The organism is Streptomyces sp. NPDC020742 (assembly GCF_040641675.1).
In the GTDB taxonomy this organism is placed as follows: Bacteria; Actinomycetota; Actinomycetes; order Streptomycetales; family Streptomycetaceae; genus Streptomyces.
Map to the genome: position 1 here is coordinate 208,159 of NZ_JBFAEA010000006.1, position 19,601 is coordinate 227,759.

The window sequence follows — 19,601 nt, forward strand, 5'->3', positions numbered from 1 at the left end:
TGGGGCTCAGGAATCAGGGGTGCGAACTGGGCACCGGGGGCTGGAATCCAGGGCTGCGGACCGCCCCCGCCAGAAACCGGAACCGCCGGGCCCGTCGCGGCCGGCTCCCGAGACCGCCGCGCTAGCCGCGGCCGGAAACCGGGACGGTCGGGTCAGCCGCGCAGCTCGCCCGCCAGCAGCTCGCCGATCTGCGCCAGGTTCAGCGCCGCGCCCTTGCGCAGATTGTCCCCGCACACGAACAGCTCCAGCGCCCGGGGGTCGTCCAACGAGCGCCGCACCCGCCCCACCCAGGTGGGGTCGGTGCCCACCACATCGGACGGCGTGGGGAATTCACCCTCCTCGGGGTCGTCGCAGAGCACCACCCCGGGGGCCGCGGCCAGGATCTCGTGCGCGCCGCCGACCGTGACCTCGTTCTCGAACCGCGCGTGCACGGCCAGCGAGTGGGTGGTGAGCACCGGCACCCGCACACAGGTCGCGACGACCGGCAGCTCGGGCAGCCCCAGCACCCTCCGGGTCTCATGGCGCAGGGCCAACTCCTCGGAGGACCAGCCGTCCTCGTGGAGCGAGCCCGCCCAGGGCACGACGTTGAGCGCGATCGGCGCCGGGAAGGGCCCCAGGGTGTCCCCCACAGCCCGCCGTACGTCGCCGGGGGCGGCCCCCAGCTCCGTTCCGCACACCGCGGACAGCTGTGCCCGCAGCGTGTCCACCCCGGCCTTCCCCGCACCGGAGGCGGCCTGGTACGCGGAGACCACCAGGTCGCTCAGCCCGTACTCGGCATGCAGCGCACCCAGCGCGACGATCATCGACAGCGTGGTGGCGCCCGGATTGGCGATGACCCCGCGCGGACGCACCCGCGCGGTGTGCGCATTGACCTCGGGCACGACCATGGGCACGTCCGGATCCCTCCGGAACGCGCCCGAATTGTCCACGGCCACCACGCCCTTGGACACCGCGACCGGCACCCACTGCGCGGCGAGCTCCTCGGGGACGTCGAACAGCGCGACGTCCACCCCGTCGAAGGCGTCCTCGCTCAGCGGGACGACCTCGACCTCGGCGCCCCGTACGGTCAGCTTGCGGCCGGCCGAGCGGGGGGAGGCGATCAGCCGGATCTCGCCCCAGACGTCGGCCCGCTCGGACAGGATGCCGAGCAGGACCGAGCCGACGGCGCCCGTGGCGCCGACGACGGCGAGATCCGGCTTGTGGCCCGTGCGGGCGTCCGCCCCTGCCGTATCAGCGAGGGACGGACGGCCCGCCTCGGCCGGAATCATCGTCCGGTGCCGCCATAGACCACGGCCTCGTCGCTCTCGGAGTCGAGCCCGAAGGCGGTGTGCACGGCACGCACGGCCTCGTTCACGTCATCGGCCCGGGTCACCACCGAGATGCGGATCTCGGAGGTCGAGATGAGCTCGATGTTCACGCCGGCGTTCGACAGCGCCTCGAAGAACGTCGCGGTGACGCCCGGGTTGGTCTTCATCCCCGCGCCGACCAGCGAGATCTTGGCGATCTGGTCGTCGTAGCGCAGCGAGTCGAAGCCGACCGCCGCCCGGGTCTTCTCCAGGGCCGCGACGGCCTTGCGGCCCTCGGCCTTGGGCAGCGTGAAGGAGATGTCGGTCAGACCGGTGGACGCGGCGGAGACGTTCTGCACGACCATGTCGATGTTGACGTCGGAGTTCGCGATCGCACGGAAGATGAGCGCGGCCTCGCCGGGCTTGTCCGGGACTCCGACGACCGTGACCTTCGCCTCGGAGGTGTCGTGTGCGACGCCCGAGATGATTGCCTGCTCCATCGGCTGGTCCCCTTGCGGTTCGTTGCTGACCCACGTGCCCTGCAGCCCCGAGAAGGACGAGCGGACGTGGATCGGGATGTTGTAACGGCGTGCGTACTCGACGCAACGGTGCAGCAGCACCTTGGATCCGGAGCTTGCCAGCTCCAGCATGTCCTCGAAGGAGATCCAGTCGATCTTCCGGGCCTTCTTCACGACCCGCGGGTCGGCGGTGAAGACACCGTCCACATCGGTGTAGATCTCACAGACGTCGGCGTCCAGCGCGGCCGCCAGCGCCACGGCGGTGGTGTCCGACCCACCGCGCCCCAGCGTCGTGATGTCCTTCTTGTCCTGGGACACGCCCTGGAAGCCGGCGACGATGGCGATGTTGCCCTCGTCGACGGAGGTCTTGATACGGCCCGGAGTGACATCGATGATCCGCGCCTTGTTGTGCGCGGAGTCGGTGATGACACCGGCCTGGCTACCGGTGAAGGACTGCGCCTCGTGACCGAGGTTTTTGATCGCCATCGCCAGCAGGGCCATGGAGATCCGCTCTCCGGCGGTCAGCAGCATGTCGAACTCGCGCCCCGACGGGATCGGGGACACTTCCTGAGCGAGATCGATCAGCTCGTCCGTCGTGTCGCCCATCGCCGAGACCACGACGACAACCTGGTTGCCGTTCTTCTTGGCCTCGACGACTCGCTTGGCAACGCGCTTGATGCCCTCGGCATCCGCAACGGATGAGCCGCCGTACTTCTGCACGACAAGGCCCACGTGCGCTCCTCGCAACTGTCTCTTCGGGAGTTTCCTCCCGGACCCCCGGAAATGGGGGTACTGCGGTCGGCTCAGTCTAACGAGCAAGCGGAATCCGCCCCGCTGAAACCACATCGTGAGACCTGCGGCTCACGGAATGGTCGGCCGGTCACTCACCGACCGGTCGGCTCGCTGACCGATCGCTCACCGAGCGATCACTCACCGTCCGGCCGTTCGCCGAATGGCCCTGCCGCACCGGTCACCGTGGATCGGGTCCCGCTCGGCGGATCCGCGTGGCGCACCGTCGCGCCCGCTCGGCGGAGCACATGCCCGCTCCGCGCCCGTACACACGGAAACGTAACCCAGGTCACAGCCCCCGGGCATCCCGGGAGGCCGGCCACGGTCAGGGGCCCCGCAGCCCCAGCGGCCCGGCGATCTCCGCCGCCATGACCCGCCCGGCCTCCTCGGCGAGGCGCTCCTCGTCCCCGTCGCCGTCCAGGCCGCTGTCGGTGTCCAGACCGTCCAGCGCGTCCAGCGGCTGGTCGAGGCGTACGTGCGCGACCAGCGACTGCAGCGCGCGCAGCGCGGCCGAGGCGGTCGGCCCCCAGTTGGAAAGGTAGGAGAACTGCCACCACCACAGGGCCTCGCTCACCCGGCCCGCCTGGTAGTGCGCCAGTCCGTGCCGCAGGTCGGTGATGATGTCGGCCAGGTCGTCGGAGATCCGGCAGGCGACCGGCTCGCTGCGCGGCACGTACGGGTCGAAGACCTCCGAGTACACGTCCACCGGGTCGAGCAGGGCCGCGAAGCGCTCCCGCAGCCCGTCGGCGTCCGGCTCCGGACCGGTGTCCGGCTCGTACCGCTCGTCGGGGACGAAGTCCTCATGAGCGCCCAGCCGGCCGCCGGTGAGCAGCAGCTGGGAGACCTCCAGCAGCAGGAAGGGCACCGCGCTGTCCGGCTCATCACCCTTGGCGACCTCCGTGACGGCGACGATGAAGCTCTCGATCGAGTCCGAGATCGAGACGGCGAAGTCGTCCGGGTTCCGTGTCGCGTCGTGCAGCGTGGCATCAGACATCGAGAAGTCTCCTCCCTTCGAAGGCCCGCCCGAGCGTGACCTCGTCGGCATACTCCAGATCGCCTCCGACCGGCAGTCCGCTCGCCAGCCGTGTCACTCTCAGGCCCATGGCCTTGACCATGCGGGCCAGGTACGTGGCCGTGGCCTCGCCCTCCAGATTCGGGTCGGTGGCCAGGATCAGCTCGGTGACGGTGCCGTCCGCGAGCCTGGCCAGCAGTTCCCGGATCCGCAGGTCGTCGGGGCCGACGCCCTCGATCGGGCTGATCGCCCCACCGAGGACGTGGTAGCGGCCGCGGAACTCGCGGGTCCGCTCGATGGCCACGACGTCCTTGGGCTCCTCCACGACGCAGATGACCGCCGGATCACGCCGCGGGTCCAGACAGACCCGGCACTGCTCTTCCTGCGCCACATTGCCGCAGACGCTGCAGAACCGGACCTTGGCCTTGACCTCCATCAACGCGCTCGCGAGCCGGCGGACATCGGTCGGCTCGGCCTGAAGGATGTGGAAGGCGATCCGCTGCGCGCTCTTGGGACCGACGCCGGGCAGCCTGCCCAACTCGTCGATCAGGTCCTGGACCACGCCTTCATACACGGAACGTCTTCTCTCTCTTCTGCCGTGCTGCGTACGCTAGTTGCCCACCCCTCAGAAAGGGAGCCCCGGGATCTGGCCACCGAGGCCCTGGGCAAGCGGACCCAGCTTCTGCTGCTGGAGCTGCTGGGCGCTGGCGTTGGCATCCCGGACCGCCGCCAGGACGAGGTCGGCGAGGGTCTCCGCCGTCTCCTCGGCGGACTCGGTGTCCACCGCCTTGGGGTCGATGACCAGGCCTTTGAGCTCACCGGAGCCGGTCACCGTCGCCTTGACCAGACCGCCGCCCGCGGAACCCTCCACGGGCGTCTCCGCCAGCTCCTGCTGGGCGGCCGCAAGGTCCTGCTGCATCTTCTGAGCCTGCTGGAGCAGCTGCTGCATATTGGGCTGACCACCGGGGATCACGACGGAACTCCTGCCGTACGACAACGATTGGTGCGGTAGCCCGAGCCTACGTGTTTCACCGGCCCCGCGCCCTACGCCGTAGGGAGGAGCACGGGTGTACGTCCGGGGTACATCCGGCGGCCGTCCCGCTCCACCCGCCCCGTGGTCACCCACCGCCGAACACCGCTGACACACCGTCGAGCGCGACAGCTACCGCTACCGCCCCGCCCGCGCTCCCGACCGGCCGCGAGTCGCCCTCCCGCAGGCGGCCCCCACAGGCGGCGCCCACGGGCTCGTTCACTCGTTGTTGAACTCTTCCAGCACCGTGGCCCCCAGCTCGCGGACGATCAGGTCATGGCCGCTGAGTGCGGAGTCGACGAGGTCCGGGTCGTCCTCGGCCGGCATGTCGTACTCGATCGACATCGGCGGGGGCTCCGGCGGGGTGTACGAGGGCTCCGGCGCGGAAGCGCCCTGCCCACCGCCCGCGGAGGCCGCCGGGGCGACCGCCTCCCGCGCCATCCGGGCGCCCTGGCCACCGCCGCCCGACGCGCCGCCGCCCTGCCCGTACGGGCCGCCGGACGACGGGGCCGCCGGGGCCGACGGCGGGCCGGGCTGCTGGGGCGGGGCCTGCGGTGCGTACTGCTGCGGCGCGCCGGGCGCACCGCCGTAGCCACCACCGCCGCCACTGCCACCGCCGAAGCCGCCACCGCCGCTGCGGGGGGCGCCGCCGGCCGGCGGCTGGGCACCGCCCGACGGATCGACGATCGCCTCGACCCGCCACTGCACCTGGAACCGCTCGGCCAGCACGTCCTTGAGGACGTCCTCGCTCCCGCCGTTGGCGAAGCTGTCCCGGGCCCCGGCATTGGGGAAGCCGATCTGCAGGGTCGTCCCGTCGAAGCCGGAGACCTGGGCGTTCTGGCTCAGCAGGATCCAGGTGAAGCGCCGGCGGGCCTTGACCGCCTCCAGGATGTCCGGCCACATCTGCCGCACCTGGGCGGCACCCTGTGCCGCCCCCGGAGCCACCCCCGCCGGTGCGGGCTGGGCGGACGGTGCGGACTGCGCCGCGGGCGCACCGGGCTGCTGCTGTACGGGCGCACCGGCTGCCGGCCCGCCCGCCGCGGGGGCGCCGCCCTGCCCCGGTGCCACGGCCGTCGGCCAGCCGCCCGGCTGCCGGGCCGCCCCGCCATTGCCGGCACCGGCCCCGCCGCTACCGGCACCGGGCCGCCCGGTGCTGCCGGGCCACGCCCCGGGCCGCGCCCCGGCGCCGTCCGCCGCCGGGGCCTCGGGGACCGCCGGAGCCTGCGCACCAGCGGCCGGCGCCCCCGGTGCTCCCACCGGTCCGGGTCCTTCCTCCACCGGGGCTGCTGGGGCGGCCCCTGGAGCCACTCCCGGGGCAGCGCCGGACGGCACACCCGCGCCACCGGACGCCGCCGCCGACGCGGGGGCCCCCGTCGCCCCCCGTACCGCCGCGCGCGCAGCCGCCGGTCCGGACACACCTCCGGCCGGCATCGGCGGATGCGCCTCCGGCCCCGGTACGTACCCGGCCGCGGGCCCACCGGTCACCACGGGCGCCGGCCCGGCGCCGAGTCCCCCGCCGGCCCCCGGGCCACCGGGGACCGCACCGCCCGCACCGCCGCCCAGCAGCGCGGCACCCGCACCACGCTCCAGCCGGTCCAGACGGGCCTGCACCGACCGCTCGTCGTCGTACGCCGCGGGCAGCAGCACCCGCGCACAGATCAGTTCCAGCTGGAGCCGGGGCGAGGTCGCCCCACGCATCTCCGTCAGGCCCGTATTGACCAGATCGGCGGCCCGGCTCAGCTCCGCCGCGCCGAACACGGACGCCTGCGCGGTCATCCGCTCCACGACGTCCGCGGGGGCGTCGATCAGCCCCTTCTCCCCCGCGTCCGGCACCGCCGCCAGGATCACCAGGTCCCGCAGCCGCTCCAGCAGATCGGCGACGAACCGACGGGGGTCGTTGCCGCCCTCGATGACCCGGTCGACCACCTCGAAGGCCGCTGCCCCGTCCCCCGCGGCGAACGCCTCCACGACGGCGTCCAGCAGCGACCCGTCGGTGTACCCCAGCAGGGCCGTCGCCATGGCGTATGTCACACCGTCGGCACCCGCACCGGCGAGCAGCTGGTCCATCACCGACATCGAGTCCCGCACGGAGCCGGCGCCCGCCCGCACGACCAGCGGCAGCACCCCGTCCTCGACCGGGATGTCCTCCCGCCCGCACACCTCGGCCAGGTAGTCCCGCAGCGTGCCCGGCGGCACCAGCCGGAACGGGTAGTGATGCGTACGCGACCGGATCGTCCCGATGACCTTCTCGGGCTCCGTCGTCGCGAAGATGAACTTCAGGTGCTCCGGCGGCTCCTCGACGACCTTCAGCAGCGCATTGAAGCCCGCCGAGGTCACCATGTGCGCCTCGTCGATGATGTAGATCTTGTACCGGCTGCTCGCCGGCCCGAAGAACGCCTTCTCCCGCAGCTCACGGGCATCGTCCACACCACCGTGCGACGCCGCGTCGATCTCGATCACATCGATCGAGCCCCGCCCGTTCCTGGCCAGGTCCACACAGGACTGGCACGTCCCGCAGGGCGTGGGGGTGGGACCTTCCGCACAGTTCAGGCAGCGCGCCAGGATCCGCGCGCTGGTCGTCTTGCCACAGCCGCGCGGCCCACTGAACAGATACGCATGGTTGACCCGGTTGTTCCGCAACGCCTGCTGCAGCGGGTCGGTCACGTGTTCTTGCCCGATGACCTCGGCGAAGGTCTCGGGTCGGTATCGGCGGTACAGCGCAAGGGACGACACGCTTACGACGATATCGGGCCGCACTGACAGCCGGCCCTTCCCCAAGCCCTCGGCTTCGCCCCCGCCCCCGGCGTCGCTGGCGCGGGGGCCCCATGAGCAAGGGAGGCCCTCATCACAACGCAAGCGCCCCCCACGCACCCGCCAGAGCCGACCTACCCTTGCTGCCTTCCGGCCCTGGGGGAGTTCAGTCAGATAGCGCCACGTGAGGGGCTGCGCACCACAGTAGCGGATCCCCCGCCCAACCACCGAACCCTTCCCCCTCCCCACCCCCGCCCGCTCCCCCGATCCACCCCGCTCCCCGGATCATGTTCGCGAGCACTCCCCAACGTCTTGTATTGTTTGCGGCGGAGGATTCGCCTAGAGGCCTAGGGCGCACGCTTGGAAAGCGTGTTGGGGGCAACCCCTCACGAGTTCGAATCTCGTATCCTCCGCAGCCGCCCAGCAGGGCGAACGAAGGGCCCCACCGCATCGCGGTGGGGCCCTTCGTGGTTCTCCGTCCGGGTTCTCATCTCGGTTCGTGTCCCGGTTCGCGTTCCGGTTCGCGTCTCGGTTCGCGGTCCAGTCGGCTTCGGGCGACACCCAGAGCGCGTCGCCGAGCTGCCGCGCCACCTTCCACAGCACCGGCGCCGTGATGTGCGGGTGCCGAGTGCGCGTCCATGCCGCTCCCCCGGGCTCCCGCCCCGTGATCGCGTCGACATGATCCCGTCGACCCCGGCATCCGGGACTCCGAGCAGCAACAGCGCAGCCCCGCTGCGTGACGAGCGTCACGAAGTCGGCCGCCCCGTCGGATGCGGACGTACCCCGCCTCAAGATCGACGCCTGCCCAGGAGCTGCGGCGCCTGCCCAGGAGCTGCGCCCGTGGGCGTGCGACGGTCCCGGCCGCGGCGGTGTGGAACCGGGGCGTCCGGGCACACCGTGTACCACCTGGTGTGTGCCCTTTGACCCGCGGTTTCAGAAACGGGGAAAGACCGTTGTTGGACGAGATGGTGTTCCGGAGTGACGATGTGCCCGTGCCGGACCGGTTGGACTACTGGGCCGAGCTCCTGGGCCGTAGCCACGCCCCCATGGAGCTGTGCAGCGACTACGCCGACGACTTCCGGGCCTCCCAGCGCGTGCTGGACCTCGGTGGTGTCACCGTGTGGTCGCTCACCTTCCAGCCGCTGGTCTTCCGGCGCACGCCCAAGCTGATCCGGCAGTCCGACCCCGAGAATTACCACCTTTCACTCGTCGTACGCGGGACCGGGGCGGGTGTGTGGAGGCACCGGGAAACCCAGTACAAGCCGTTCGACCTGCTCATCAGCTCTTCCTCGCTGCCGAATGACGTGCACGGCATCGGGGCCCCGGTCTCGACGTTGGGGCTGGAGATTCCCAAGGTCCTGGTGCCGCTGCCGCGCGACGCGGCCCGCCGGATAGTCGGGGTGCCGGTATCGACCCGGGACGGTATGGGCGCCCTCCTGGCGCAGTTCCTCATCCAACTCACCGAGGACACCACCTCGTACCGGCCCACCGACGGCCCCCGACTGGGCACGGTCCTGACCGATCTGACCGCCGCGCTCTTCGCCCACCTGCTCGAAACGGGCGACAGTCTCTCCCCGGAGACCCACCGACGGACCCTCATCCTGCGCATCCAGGCGTTCATCCGGGAGCACCTGCACGACCCGCACCTCACCCCGGCCACGATCGCCGCCGCGCACCACATCTCCACCAGCTACCTGCATCGTCTCTTCCGGGACGAGGACGCCACGGTCGCCGAATGGATCCGCCGCCGACGCCTGGAGGCGGCCCACCGCGACCTGGCCGACCCAGCGCTCCGCGCCCTCCCCATCCACACCATCGCCACCCGCTGGGGATTCCCCCGCGCAACCGACTTCAGCCGCGCCTACCGCGCCGCCTACGGCACCACGCCCAAGGACCACCGGCATCAAGCCCTCCACTGCCCCAAGTGACCTCACAGCCACCGCAGTTGTGCGCTAGGAGTCGCTTCCGGTCGTGGTAGCCCGTGTTCGGGCTCAGCGGGCCGCCGGTCTGCTTGGTGAACGGTCTTCCACCTACCGGGCGCGGAGTCGCCACACCCCGTGGGCGCACTTCGGGCGCAGTCGGTTGGCGTTGTCGAAGCCGCCTGCCGTGTTCACTGCAACCTTTCGGCGCCCCAGCGGGTCTGGCTCCCTGTCCAGCCTCCCTCGGTCCCGTCCGAGGCCCCGTAGGGAGACCCCTATCACCGCAAGGGAACACCTACCGATGTCTGCACGTCACCCGCTGCGCACCGCGGCGGCCGCACTGGCTCTCGCCACCCTCGCGTTCACCACCGGCGGCGCCGAGGCGGCCGGCGCGACTCCCCGATGGGAAGTCTCCCTCGCCGGAGACAGCCCCGTCGAGTCCCTGTTATCCGTCTCCTCCGTCCATAAGGGCCTGGCTTGGGCGGTCGGCAGACAGGCTCAGCACGGCGTCATCATGCGCTGGGACGGAAAGCGGTGGCACGAGGACACCGCCCCGGGACTTCCTGACGTCCAGGAGTGGTCGTCGGTCAGCGCTGTGTCCGCGGGCGACGTCTGGGCCTACGGCACAACAGGCCGGGAGCAGACGCTCGTGCACTATGACGGCAAGCGCTGGGACAGCGTTCCCACCACCGGCCCCTTCGACGACTCCTGGCCGGAAGTCCCGATCAAGGCCGTTCCCGGGCGGCTCTTCAAGGGCGGCAAGGCGTTGTACACCTATGCCCACGGTGCGTGGCAAACCTTTGCACTGCCGCGGCTCGTCGACATCCGGGACATCGACGCCCTGTCCGCGAGCGACGCCTATGCGACCGGCATGCAGTACCCGGTGGACGGCGGCCATCCGGTGACCTACCACTGGGACGGGACCACTTGGACACTGATGAGCAGGCCCCCGATACGGGCCGGCGCAGAGGCCGACAAGATCACCGTGGCATCCCGGGACAGCGTCTATGTGGCGGGGTGGGCCCACGACTCCCACGGCGGCCCGCCCGTCCCGAGCGTCGCGCACTGGAACGGCTCAACGTGGAAGGACATCACCGGATCGCTGGCCAAGCTCTGGCTCTCCGCGCTCGGCTCCGATGGCCAGGGCGGCCTGGTGGCCACCGGTACCGACAGGTCCGACCCGGTCAAGGCTCCTCCGGTCTTCTGGCGTTACCGCGGCACCACCTGGACCAAGGAGCCCGGAGCACCTGCGCCCGATGGTGACAGGCAATCGCCGAGGTACGCCTTCTACGATCTGGAACCGGCCGGCGGCTCCGGTTCCTTCTGGGCCGTGGGTGACTACTCCAAGCCCATGGCTGCAGACGGCCACACCCCGATCAACGGTCTGATCGAGCGGTCCAAGAACCCTGCCTGAGGACGCCCCGCGGCCCGGCCGCGCCTCGGGCGGCAGGGGCGGGGCAGGGGCGGCATCGCCGTCACGGCGACCGTGGTGGGAAGTGGGCGGTGGCGAGCACCGTGCCGTCGGGGGTGGTCAGGCGGGCGCCGGAGAGGGTGGCGGGGTCCACCGAGGCCGGGGCTCCCCAGTAGCCGTAGCCACCGTGCAGGGTGAAGGCGCCGATGCGTACGGTGGAGCCGTCCTTGCGCACCAGCACGCAGGAGGTCTTGCCGTCGTGCGTGGCTCCGGCGTCCGCGAGGTCGACGGACATGTACACCCAGGCCGGCGGCCCGGGGTGGACGTAGATCTCGCCGACCGGGCTGCGGTCGCGCCCGACCCCGGCCAGTTGTGCGTGCAGCATTCCGGCGCCGGCCTCGACCGGGCGGGAAGGGGCGGCCGCCTCATTGGTGACGACCGTGCCGACGGCCCAGCCGCCGAACCCGAAGGCCAGCGCGAGGGTGGCCGCGGCGGCTGCGAGGCGTAGCCGGGCGCGGCTGCGGAACCCCTTGGGCGGCAGGAGTCCCCGGTTCCGCAGGCGGCCGTGGTCGGCGTGCGCCGCGTGGTGCAGCCGCCGCGCCACCCGGGTTTCGAAGCCTGCCGGCGGCTCGCTGCCCGGCAGGAGTCCGAGCAGTCCGTCGCCGACCAGGGTCAGCTGCTCGACGTACTCCCGGCAGTCCGCGCAGCGGTCCAGGTGCGCCACTGCCTCGGCCCGCCGGCGGCCGGGGAGGACCCCCAGAGCCAGCTCGGCGCCGAGCTCCCGCAGCTGCTCACAGGTCACGTCGTCAGCCATGGTGGCCTCGCTTCGGAGACGCGAGCGTGGACCGCAGCTTCCCCATCGCGGTCCTGATCCGCGTTTTGGCCGTGCCCAGAGGGATCTTCTCCCAGTCGGCGATTTGCTGGGCCGTCATGCCGTAGATGCCCGCCATCACCAGGGCCCGGCCCTGTTCGCGCGGCAGCCGTGCCACGGCGGAGCGCAAGGTGGACGACGCCTCGTCGGCCAGGGCCTGCTGCTCGGGGGTGTCGGTCACGACGTCGAGGAGCGCATCGAGGTCGTCGGGGGCCACCGGCTCCGGACGGCGTGAGCGGACGACGTCGATGGCGAGGTTGTGCGCGATGGCCGTCAGCCACGTCGTCACCGAGCCGCGCCGGGAGTCGTAGATCTGCGCATGCCGCCACGCGCGCTCGAACGTCTGCTGGGCAACGTCCTCGGCGAGCTGTGGATCACCCAGGACCGCGAGGGCGACGCCGAAGACCGTGTGCTGGAACCGCCGTACGAAGGTGGCGGCGAGTTCGGGGTCACCCGTGGCCAGCCCGGACAGCAGGGCCTCGTCCGGGAGGCGGCCGACGGGGAACCGGAACCTCTGCACACCTGGATATACGGTCCGCCCCGGCCGACGGATTGCCGGGCGGCCACGGAAGATCACCCTCACATTCTCTTCCGGTTGCGCCGCCGCTTCCATGGGCCGGGGCGACCCGTCCCCCCGCGCGGTGCGGACGGACCTCACGGCCGGCTCCTGCGGCGCCGTCACCGGCCCGCGGGCACCTTGGTGCGGACCGGGGCCGCGGGCGTACGTGCCGGCCGGGTGCCGTACCAGGCGAAGAACGCGAGGAGGAAGCCGACTTCCGCGAGGAAGGACAGCAGCCCGTACGGCGGGTCCCAGCCCTGTTCGTGGTAGCTAGGCAGCCCTACGGTGCGCGAGAGGGCGAAGCCGAGGATCATGCCGCCGCTGACCAGCGCGCCGACCCACCAGGCCAGTACGGAGTTCGCCAGCGCCAGGCCGGCGGCGGCCAGCAGCAGGGCCACGCTGCCGACGATGAAGAGGATTCCTATGTACGGCATCTCCTCCAGGTGCTCGGGGGCGATAACGAGGTGGACCACGGCGCTGACGACGGCGCAGCAGGCGGCGAGCCCGGTCAGCGCGGCGCGGGTACGGGAATGCATCGGTCCTCCTGACCAGGAACCGCCGGCGGCTGAGCCACACGGCGCGGGTGCCTGCAGGTGGGCCCCATGGGGGGCGGGCACGCCGACGGGGCTCTCGGGGCGGTGCCGCTACGGGCGCGCCCCGGGCTCGTCCGGCGCCTTCATGGGGGATACGGGACGGGCCGGCAAATGGTTCATGATCGGGGATTTGTGATCGGGACGTTCATGATCGGGGATTCGTGATTGGGACGTTCATGATCGGCGAGGTTCATGATCGGGGGCGCGTGGCTCCGGTGCCGGGTCCGCGTCGCCACACCGGGGCGTCCGGGAAGTGTGGGCCAGGCGTTCCTGGAGCCGGGCGTGGCGGAACTGGTAGACCGCGCCGGCCTGCCGCAGCACGCCGCGCCGATGGGCGTCCCGCAGGAAGGCGTTCACGGCCCAGGGCAGCCGCCCGGTCAGCGGCAGCCAGAGGCGGGCCAGGGTCAGCCACTGGCCCCACGCCGTCAGGCCGAGTCCGTAGGCGAGCCCGCCGCCCAGCCAGCCCACCAGCCCGAAGGCGAGCCAGTCGATCCCCCTGAACTTGTGGAGCCCGTAGAGGGCCCCGCCCGCGATCCCGAGGACGAGCCCGAACACGAGCAGGTGGAAGAGCACCAACGCGCGGTTGGTCCGCACCAGGTCAAGGGGGCCGACGGCGGTGCCGAGGTCGATGGGGCCCTCCAGCGCGGCGCTGAGCGCGAAGGTGAGGCCGGCGGCGAGGCCGTACAGGACCCCGGCCTGGAGCCCCATGTCCGCCCCGTGGGCGAGCAGGAGCACCAGCCCGTACGCGTGCGGATCCGTCAGTCCGATCACCAGCGTGTCCACGAGCCAGGACAGGAATCCGAAGCCGAAGCCGCCCACCAGCCCGATCGCCAGCCTGGGGAGGAACTCCCTGCGCTTCCCCTTCCTGCCGCCACGCAGACGCACGCGTACCCGGGACGGCTCGCGGGCTCCCTTCCGGTTCCGGAGCCCGTACACGAGCCCGAAGACCAGCCCGGAGGTGGCGCCGAACGAGACCCCGTTCAGGAGCCCGTTGACGAGTCCCGGCAGCACCCCGTAGCCCAGGTAACAGACCACGTACCACATCACCAGCGTGTCCACGAGGCCGAAGGCCAGCCCGGTCGTCAGCCCGATCAGGCCCATGCGCGAGGAGCGGCGGAGGGTACTGCCCAGTTGCCACCAGGCGAGGTTGGGGGTGCCGAGCCGGTCCAGGTGCCGGGCGAGGTGGCCGAGCCAGTGCGGGACGCGTGCGCGGTGGTCGGCGGCCCGGTCGCGGTAGACCGTGGGGATGAAGTTGTCCAGGAGGTGGTCCTCCAGGGCGTCGGGGGTGCGGAACTCACCGGTGTCCAGCAGCGTCCAGGGGTCGCGGTCCGGGTCGTCGCTGTAGATGGTGCGGGCCAGCGCGACCATCAACGGGGTCCTCAACACGGTGGCGAGCCGGATGCTGGCCGGGTGCTGCGGACGGTCCCGCAGGTGGTCCAGGACGGGGTCCCACGCGGTCGAGGTGGGGGTCGCCTTGCGGGTGGTGCGCGGCAAGTAGTGGCTCAGGTCGGTCAGGGAGAGGTCACTGAGTTCGACGGCCGCGGCGGCAGTCAGGGCCTTGGTGCGCCGCACGGCGGCGGCGTACTCGGCGCAGCGGCTGGTCAGCAGCAGCGGCATATCGGTGGCGTTGAGCGCCTCCAGCGCGGGCCGGCGCAGCCCGTCGGCGATCTCGTCGAAGCCGTCCAGGACCGGCAGGATGCGGTCGTTGTCGACCAGCGCGGCGGCGCGTGTCGGTGCGCCGGGGCCGCTGTCGGCAAGGCCGGAGTGGCTGCGCTTCTCGGCCAAGCGGGGGTGGTTGCGCTCCAGTTCGGCGGTGAGCCAGTGGCGCAGCGGCGTACGGGCGGGGTTCCACGAGGCGAGCCCGAAGATCACCGGCACCCGGTCGGCGGGGGCGGTCCGGGCGGCCAGCAGATCCAGGACGAACCGTATGGTCAGGATCGTCTTTCCCGATCCCGCCCGGCCCAGCACCACGAGCCTCCGGGACGGGATCCGGCGGTACAGCGCCACGATCTCGTCCAACTGACCGGCCAGGTCCGGCCGGCCGGGGGCGACCACCCCGGCCGGGGAGCGGCAGATGTTGGACCAGTGGTCCAACACCTCGTCGGGCGCCGCCTGCCAGCGGACCGGCAGCGGGATCGGGTCCCGGATCTTCCGGTGTTCCTCCTCCTCCCGCCACTGCTTGCGGAGCGCCTTCGCGAGCAGATCCGCGTCGTGGTCCAGCGGTGTCTCGGAACTCGGGCGCGGGGGCTCCCCGATGGTCACCGGCCCGTTGATCGTGTGGGCCTGGAGCACCGACCCGTATACGGTGCTCCCGCCCACCGTGTTGCGCACCGGGCCCTCGGGGATGTCCTGGCCTCCGAAGCGGTGGGGCTGGCTCCCGGGGTGGTGGGGCTGGCTTCCAGGGTGGCGGGCCGGGCTTCCAGGGTGGTGCGTCGGGCCCTCGCGCCGGGCCCGTCCGGCGGACCGGAAGCGACGCACCTGGAAGCCCAACCCCACCGCTGCCGGCCCGAGGAGCATGGCCCCGGCCCACGGTGCGAACGCGCCGGTCGGCGCCAGGGCGGCGGCCCCCGCCACCCCGGCGCCGGACGCGGCCAACAGCACCGGCACGACGGACACCCTCGCGCCGAGGGCCCTGGTGACCGGTGACGGCCACCTCACGGCGTCACCGCTCCCTGGTCGAGCGGCGCCGGTCCGCCTGCCGCGAGGGTCACGAGCGCGTGAAGCGTTTCATGATCAGCTTCACGAAGTCGTCCATGTCGGCCTGTAGACAGGCCTGTTGACTGTGCTTGCCGTTGCAGCCCTTGCCCCAGCGGCTGCCGTCGCGGTAGTCGGCGAAGCGGTACGAGATGCCTTCCGCCCTGAGGTGGGACGCGGCCGTCACGGCCGTCTGGCGGACCCGGTTCTCGGCCACGGCCAGGACCGGATCCACCGTCAGGTTGCCGCCGTCGCCGGCGTACATCGCGACGCCCATGCCCCGCAGCGAGCGGACGTGCTGGGCGGCGCTCTGCGCGTTCCAAACCCCGTCGAGGGGCCACACCGGCGACCCGAAGACCGCGTCGGGCGCGACGGTCGGCTTGCCGTACGCCGGCAGCAGCGCGCTGCCGACCACGGCGGCGCGCATCTCCGGGTTGAAGTCGAGGTCGCCGGAGAAGCTGCCCACGTAGCTGAACAGGTCCGGTCGGTGTTCGGCGTAGTGGAACGCGCCGAAGCCGCCCATCGAGTGGCCGGAGATCGCCCGGCCCGCCCTGGTGGGGATCGTCTTCAGGTTGGCGTCGATCAGCGGGATGACCTGGTTGAGGTGGAAGGTCTCCCAGTTCTGGCGGCCGAGTCCGCCGGGGTTGACCCAGTTCGCGTACCAGCCGCGGCCACCGCCGTTCGGCGTCACGGTGATCAGCGGAACGCCCTCGGTCGCCCGCTCGGTGATGACCTTGTTGCGGAGGGCGTCGGGGTACTCCGGCGCGCCGTGCAGGGTGTAGTTCACCGGATAGCGGGTGGCGGCGGCGCCGTTGTACCCGGTCGGCAGGGTCACCATGACGGTGTGCTCGCCCGAGACCTGACCCGGCAGCACGCTGTAGGCCGGGACCTGGTCGGACGTCACCTTGAAGGTGAAGGTGCGCCGTTTGCCGTCCGCCCACTTCGGCTGACTGATCACGGTGAGGCCGAAGCCGTTGGCGAAGTGCGGTGGCGCGGGCGCGGCCTGCGCGGCGGGCGCGGCCGGTCCGGCCATCCCGAGCGTTCCGAACAGGGCGGACAGGCCGACGAGCGCGGCAGCCCGGCCGCGTAACACCGTCCTGGAAAAGATCTTCAAGACAACTACCCCCGTTTTCGGCGTCAGACCCGCTGCGACGGAGCGAGCGGGCACGGATGAGGGCGCCCACCGACGTGGTGCGCCCGGAAACACCGGAAGAGCTGTGCGGTACCGCGTGGAACGGCCGGAACCGCGTGGGCCGGCCGAGTGCTGAGCGAACCGGCCGGACCTGCGTCTCAGATGGTGGAGCTGCCGATGTGGCAATGTCAACAAGGCATTGCGCAAAGGGAGTTGGGATGTTATGAGGTGATGATGTGTCCGCTCGCAAGGGAGTTCGCTTTCCGAGCCGTCCCCGGCGAGCGCCGGGATATTCACGTGCGCCGGTAGGTCACCCGGCGCTAGGTTCCCCCCATGGCAATCCGCAGCAATTTTCTCTGACGGGGTTCGTGGTGGACGCGGCGCGCCAGTGGCCCAGTGGCCCGGCGCCGGTTGCGTCTGCGCATCGTCGCGTCACTGCGTCCGCCGGGTGCGGACGGGTGGCGCTGTCCTGAACCTCCGCGTTGAGAGATGAGCTCCCCCATGCCTGACCAGCCTTCTTCCCGCACCGTGCTCGCCGACTGGTTCCGCGAGCACTCCACCACCCTGTCCACCCTTGATCCGCAGCAGCCCCTCGACGACCTCGAGGCGCTCCGGGAGATCATCGGCGATGCCCGCGTCGTCGGGATCGGCGAGGGCGCCCACTTCGTCGAGGAGTTCTCGCGTGCGCGCCAGCGGGTGCTGCGCTTCCTCGCCGAACGCTGTGGATTCACCGTCTTCGCCATGGAGTTCGGCTTCAGCGAGGCCTTCCCGCTCGACCGCTGGCTACGGGGCGAGGGGGACGACGCCGACCTGGCGACGGTGAGCCGGGCCGCCGCCGAGTGGGGCGCCGCGGACCTCATGCACTGGCTGCGCCACCACAACCGCACCAGCGGGCATCCGCTGCGCTTCGCCGGGATCGACGTCCCCGAAGCCGGCGGGGCGCTACGGCCCGCCCTGGAGCCGGTGGCCGACTACCTGCGCGAGGTCGACCCCGACGCGCTCCGCCTCGTCGACACGGCCCTGGAGGTCAGCGACCGGTTCCTCACGGGCTGCGGTTCCGGCGCCGCGGCGGGGCCCGCGTGGGCCCGCCTGGGGGCCGCCGAGCAGAACGAGCTGACCGCCGTACTGGCGCGGCTGTTGCTGCGGCTGCGGGCCGCCGAACCGCTCTACGTCTCCCGCAGCGACCAGGGCCGCTTCGACACCGCCCGGCGCCGGGTGGAAGCGGCCTGCCACACCGACTACATGTTCCAGGCGATGGACGCCCTGGTGTCCGGGCGGGGCCTGGCCGCGGACCTGTCGGTGCGCGAGATCTACCTGGCCGAGTCGGTGCGCTGGCACCTGGAGCGCGCCGACCCGGGGGCCCGGATCGCCCTGGCGGCCCACAACAGCCACCTCCACAAGACGACCCTGGAGTTCGACGGCGGCCTCACCGCGCTGCCCATGGGCCAGCACCTCCAGCGGATGCTCGGTCAGGACTACCGCGCGGTGGCCTTGGTGCACACCGCCGACCACGTACCGGAGATGTACCCGGACGCGAGCGCCGCGGTCGGCTTCACCCTCGCCGAGGCCCACCTGGAGCCCGCCCGGGCCGGCAGCGTCGAGGCCGCCCTCACCGATGCCGGCCTCGCCGACCGGATCACCCTGACCGATGTGCGCCACGCACCGCGGGACGCGCAGGGGGCGCCCCTGCTCAACGGGATCCGGAGCCAGAGCTCCCTGCTGCGCGCCCCGGTCCCCGCGGCGTTCGACGCGGTGCTCGCCGTCCCGACGGTCACCCGGGACCGCACCGTGCGCTTCTGAGTGAGCGCGCTGCACCCGAGCCGCAGGGGCTCCACCGTCGAGCGGTGGAGCCCCTGTGGCCGTTCCGCGGGGCGGCTGCCGCGCTAGCCCGCCATGAGGTGCAGGATCTCCCGGGGGCGGACCTCGCGCGCGTCGTAGGCGACGTCCACATCCGCCGTCATGAGGGTGGCGAGGGACGCATCGCGGGCCTCCTCGGACTCCCACTGGACCGTGGAGATCACCGCGTCGCCTTCGGGGGACAGCCAGCACTCGGCGGAGAGGCACCCCGGCGACCGCCGGAAGGCCTCGGCGACGCGGTGGACGCGGGAGACGAACTCCTCGCGGTGCGCGGCGTGCGGGTAGTGACTGGCAACCATGCCGACCTTCATCTGCACTCCTTGGTGGTGGTGTTGGCGACTGTCGAGGGGATGCCCGCCCGTTCGTCCGCCGGCGGCGTCCCTCCCGGTTGTCCGTGCCCCGGTCCGTGCCCCGGTCCGGGGCGCGTCCGGGTCCAGCTCGGACGAGGTCCTTCAGCGGGGTGGCGCAGCGGGTGCCGGAAGGCCGAGGACTCCGGCAACAGCGGCGGCCACGAGCGACTCGTCATGCGGGACCTGCCCGGCCACCGCGATCGACGTCCCCTCGATCGCACCGACGAGGGCGAGCGCGACGTCCCCGGCCGGTGGCCCGTCCGGGATCGTCCCCGCGTCGCGTCCGGCCTGGATAAGACCGGCGCAGCGCTCGACGAGCACGCGGTAGCCCCGCTCCACCTCGTGCCCGACCGGATGGTCCTGCCCGGAGAATTCCAGGCGCAGCGCCACCGCCACCCCCGCGATGTCGCGGCGGCAGAAGACGGTGTGCGCGCGGGCGAGCGTGAGCAGGGCCCGGGCCGGGTCCGGCTCCTGCTCGACGGCGCGGCCGACTTCCTGCTGCCAGGCCTCCAGGACCCACCCGCTCACGGCCAGGGCCAGATCCTGCTTGTCCTTGAACTGGTGGTAGAGGGCGCCGCGGGTGTACCCGGCCTCCCTGGCCACCTGTTCCAGCACGAGGTTGCTGTAGCCGTGGCGGGACAGCCCCCTGGCGGCCGACTCCAGCAGCGCGGCGCGCGTACGGGCCCTCCGCTCGGCCTGAGTGGAACGACGGGGGCCCGCGGGCTCCGGACCGTCGTCCGGCCCGCTCGCCCGATCGTTACGTACATGCATGTATGTATGTATGTTAGCAGTCGAGCGTGCGGGTGGGGCGGGGTTCGGGCGGGCGGGG

General features: G+C 72.0%; 16 protein-coding genes, 1 tRNA gene and 1 other RNA gene. 4 read left to right on the forward strand and 14 right to left on the reverse strand.

The features are described 5' to 3' along the window. Positions 1-152: 152 nt before the first annotated feature. From AB0G84_RS14100 to ffs, 7 genes are all read right to left on the reverse strand, one after another. A complete protein-coding gene (locus AB0G84_RS14100; protein ID WP_361319574.1) occupies positions 153-1,268 on the reverse strand; it encodes an aspartate-semialdehyde dehydrogenase in 1,116 nt (371 codons plus the stop codon). After that, positions 1,265-2,536, reverse strand: coding sequence for an aspartate kinase (locus AB0G84_RS14105; protein WP_361319576.1), 1,272 nt, complete (start codon positions 2,534-2,536; stop codon positions 1,265-1,267). Before AB0G84_RS14105 ends, AB0G84_RS14100 begins: the two co-directional genes overlap by 4 nt. 382 nt (positions 2,537-2,918) lie before the next feature. Next, positions 2,919-3,587, reverse strand: a complete 669-nt coding sequence (locus AB0G84_RS14110) for a DUF5063 domain-containing protein (RefSeq protein WP_361319578.1) — start codon at positions 3,585-3,587, stop codon at positions 2,919-2,921. After that, positions 3,580-4,179 (reverse strand): recombination mediator RecR, encoded by a 600-nt coding sequence (gene recR, locus AB0G84_RS14115; protein WP_361319580.1) that lies wholly within the window; start codon positions 4,177-4,179, stop codon positions 3,580-3,582. The genes AB0G84_RS14110 and recR overlap by 8 nt, the downstream gene beginning before the upstream one ends. A gap of 51 nt (positions 4,180-4,230) precedes the next feature. After that, positions 4,231-4,554, reverse strand: coding sequence for a YbaB/EbfC family nucleoid-associated protein (locus tag AB0G84_RS14120; RefSeq protein WP_361319947.1), 324 nt, complete (start codon positions 4,552-4,554; stop codon positions 4,231-4,233). A 300-nt stretch (positions 4,555-4,854) separates the two neighbouring features. Then, positions 4,855-7,368 carry a DNA polymerase III subunit gamma and tau gene (locus AB0G84_RS14125; protein ID WP_361319582.1) on the reverse strand — a complete coding sequence of 838 codons (2,514 nt, stop codon included), beginning with the start codon at positions 7,366-7,368 and terminating at the stop codon, positions 4,855-4,857. Between the two features lie 116 nt (positions 7,369-7,484). Next, an RNA gene (gene ffs / locus AB0G84_RS14130) (signal recognition particle sRNA small type) lies at positions 7,485-7,583 on the reverse strand. Positions 7,584-7,714: 131 nt separating this feature from the next. Between ffs and AB0G84_RS14135 the strand changes: the two genes are divergently transcribed. The 3 genes from AB0G84_RS14135 (at position 7,715) to AB0G84_RS14145 (ending at position 10,719) form a co-directional block, all read left to right on the forward strand. Continuing rightward, positions 7,715-7,799 (forward strand) — tRNA-Ser (locus AB0G84_RS14135). 579 nt (positions 7,800-8,378) lie between these two features. Next, positions 8,379-9,314, forward strand: a complete 936-nt coding sequence (locus AB0G84_RS14140) for a helix-turn-helix domain-containing protein (RefSeq protein ID WP_361319584.1) — start codon at positions 8,379-8,381, stop codon at positions 9,312-9,314. 292 nt (positions 9,315-9,606) lie between these two features. Further along, positions 9,607-10,719 (forward strand): hypothetical protein, encoded by a 1,113-nt coding sequence (locus AB0G84_RS14145; protein WP_361319586.1) that lies wholly within the window; start codon positions 9,607-9,609, stop codon positions 10,717-10,719. A gap of 61 nt (positions 10,720-10,780) precedes the next feature. Here the strand turns inward: AB0G84_RS14145 and AB0G84_RS14150 are convergent, their stop codons facing one another. From AB0G84_RS14150 to AB0G84_RS14170, 5 genes are all read right to left on the reverse strand, one after another. After that, positions 10,781-11,530 (reverse strand): hypothetical protein, encoded by a 750-nt coding sequence (locus AB0G84_RS14150; protein WP_361319588.1) that lies wholly within the window; start codon positions 11,528-11,530, stop codon positions 10,781-10,783. Next, positions 11,523-12,107, reverse strand: a complete 585-nt coding sequence (locus AB0G84_RS14155) for a sigma-70 family RNA polymerase sigma factor (protein WP_361319590.1) — start codon at positions 12,105-12,107, stop codon at positions 11,523-11,525. The genes AB0G84_RS14150 and AB0G84_RS14155 overlap by 8 nt, the downstream gene beginning before the upstream one ends. A gap of 158 nt (positions 12,108-12,265) precedes the next feature. Next, a complete protein-coding gene (locus tag AB0G84_RS14160) occupies positions 12,266-12,682 on the reverse strand; it encodes a hypothetical protein (RefSeq protein WP_361319592.1) in 417 nt (138 codons plus the stop codon). Between the two features lie 231 nt (positions 12,683-12,913). Continuing rightward, on the reverse strand, positions 12,914-15,397 hold the full coding sequence (locus AB0G84_RS14165) for an NACHT domain-containing protein (protein WP_361319594.1): 2,484 nt from the start codon (positions 15,395-15,397) through the stop codon (positions 12,914-12,916). A gap of 49 nt (positions 15,398-15,446) precedes the next feature. Beyond that, a complete protein-coding gene (locus AB0G84_RS14170) occupies positions 15,447-16,547 on the reverse strand; it encodes an alpha/beta hydrolase-fold protein (RefSeq protein WP_361319596.1) in 1,101 nt (366 codons plus the stop codon). A 519-nt stretch (positions 16,548-17,066) separates the two neighbouring features. Between AB0G84_RS14170 and AB0G84_RS14175 the strand changes: the two genes are divergently transcribed. Beyond that, positions 17,067-18,365, forward strand: coding sequence for an erythromycin esterase family protein (locus AB0G84_RS14175; RefSeq protein ID WP_361319598.1), 1,299 nt, complete (start codon positions 17,067-17,069; stop codon positions 18,363-18,365). 83 nt (positions 18,366-18,448) lie between these two features. Here the strand turns inward: AB0G84_RS14175 and AB0G84_RS14180 are convergent, their stop codons facing one another. Together AB0G84_RS14180 and AB0G84_RS14185 are read right to left on the reverse strand one after the other, a co-directional pair. After that, positions 18,449-18,733 carry an antibiotic biosynthesis monooxygenase gene (locus AB0G84_RS14180; protein WP_361319600.1) on the reverse strand — a complete coding sequence of 95 codons (285 nt, stop codon included), beginning with the start codon at positions 18,731-18,733 and terminating at the stop codon, positions 18,449-18,451. A gap of 141 nt (positions 18,734-18,874) precedes the next feature. Further along, positions 18,875-19,543 (reverse strand): TetR/AcrR family transcriptional regulator, encoded by a 669-nt coding sequence (locus AB0G84_RS14185; RefSeq protein ID WP_361319602.1) that lies wholly within the window; start codon positions 19,541-19,543, stop codon positions 18,875-18,877. Positions 19,544-19,601 lie beyond the last annotated feature (58 nt).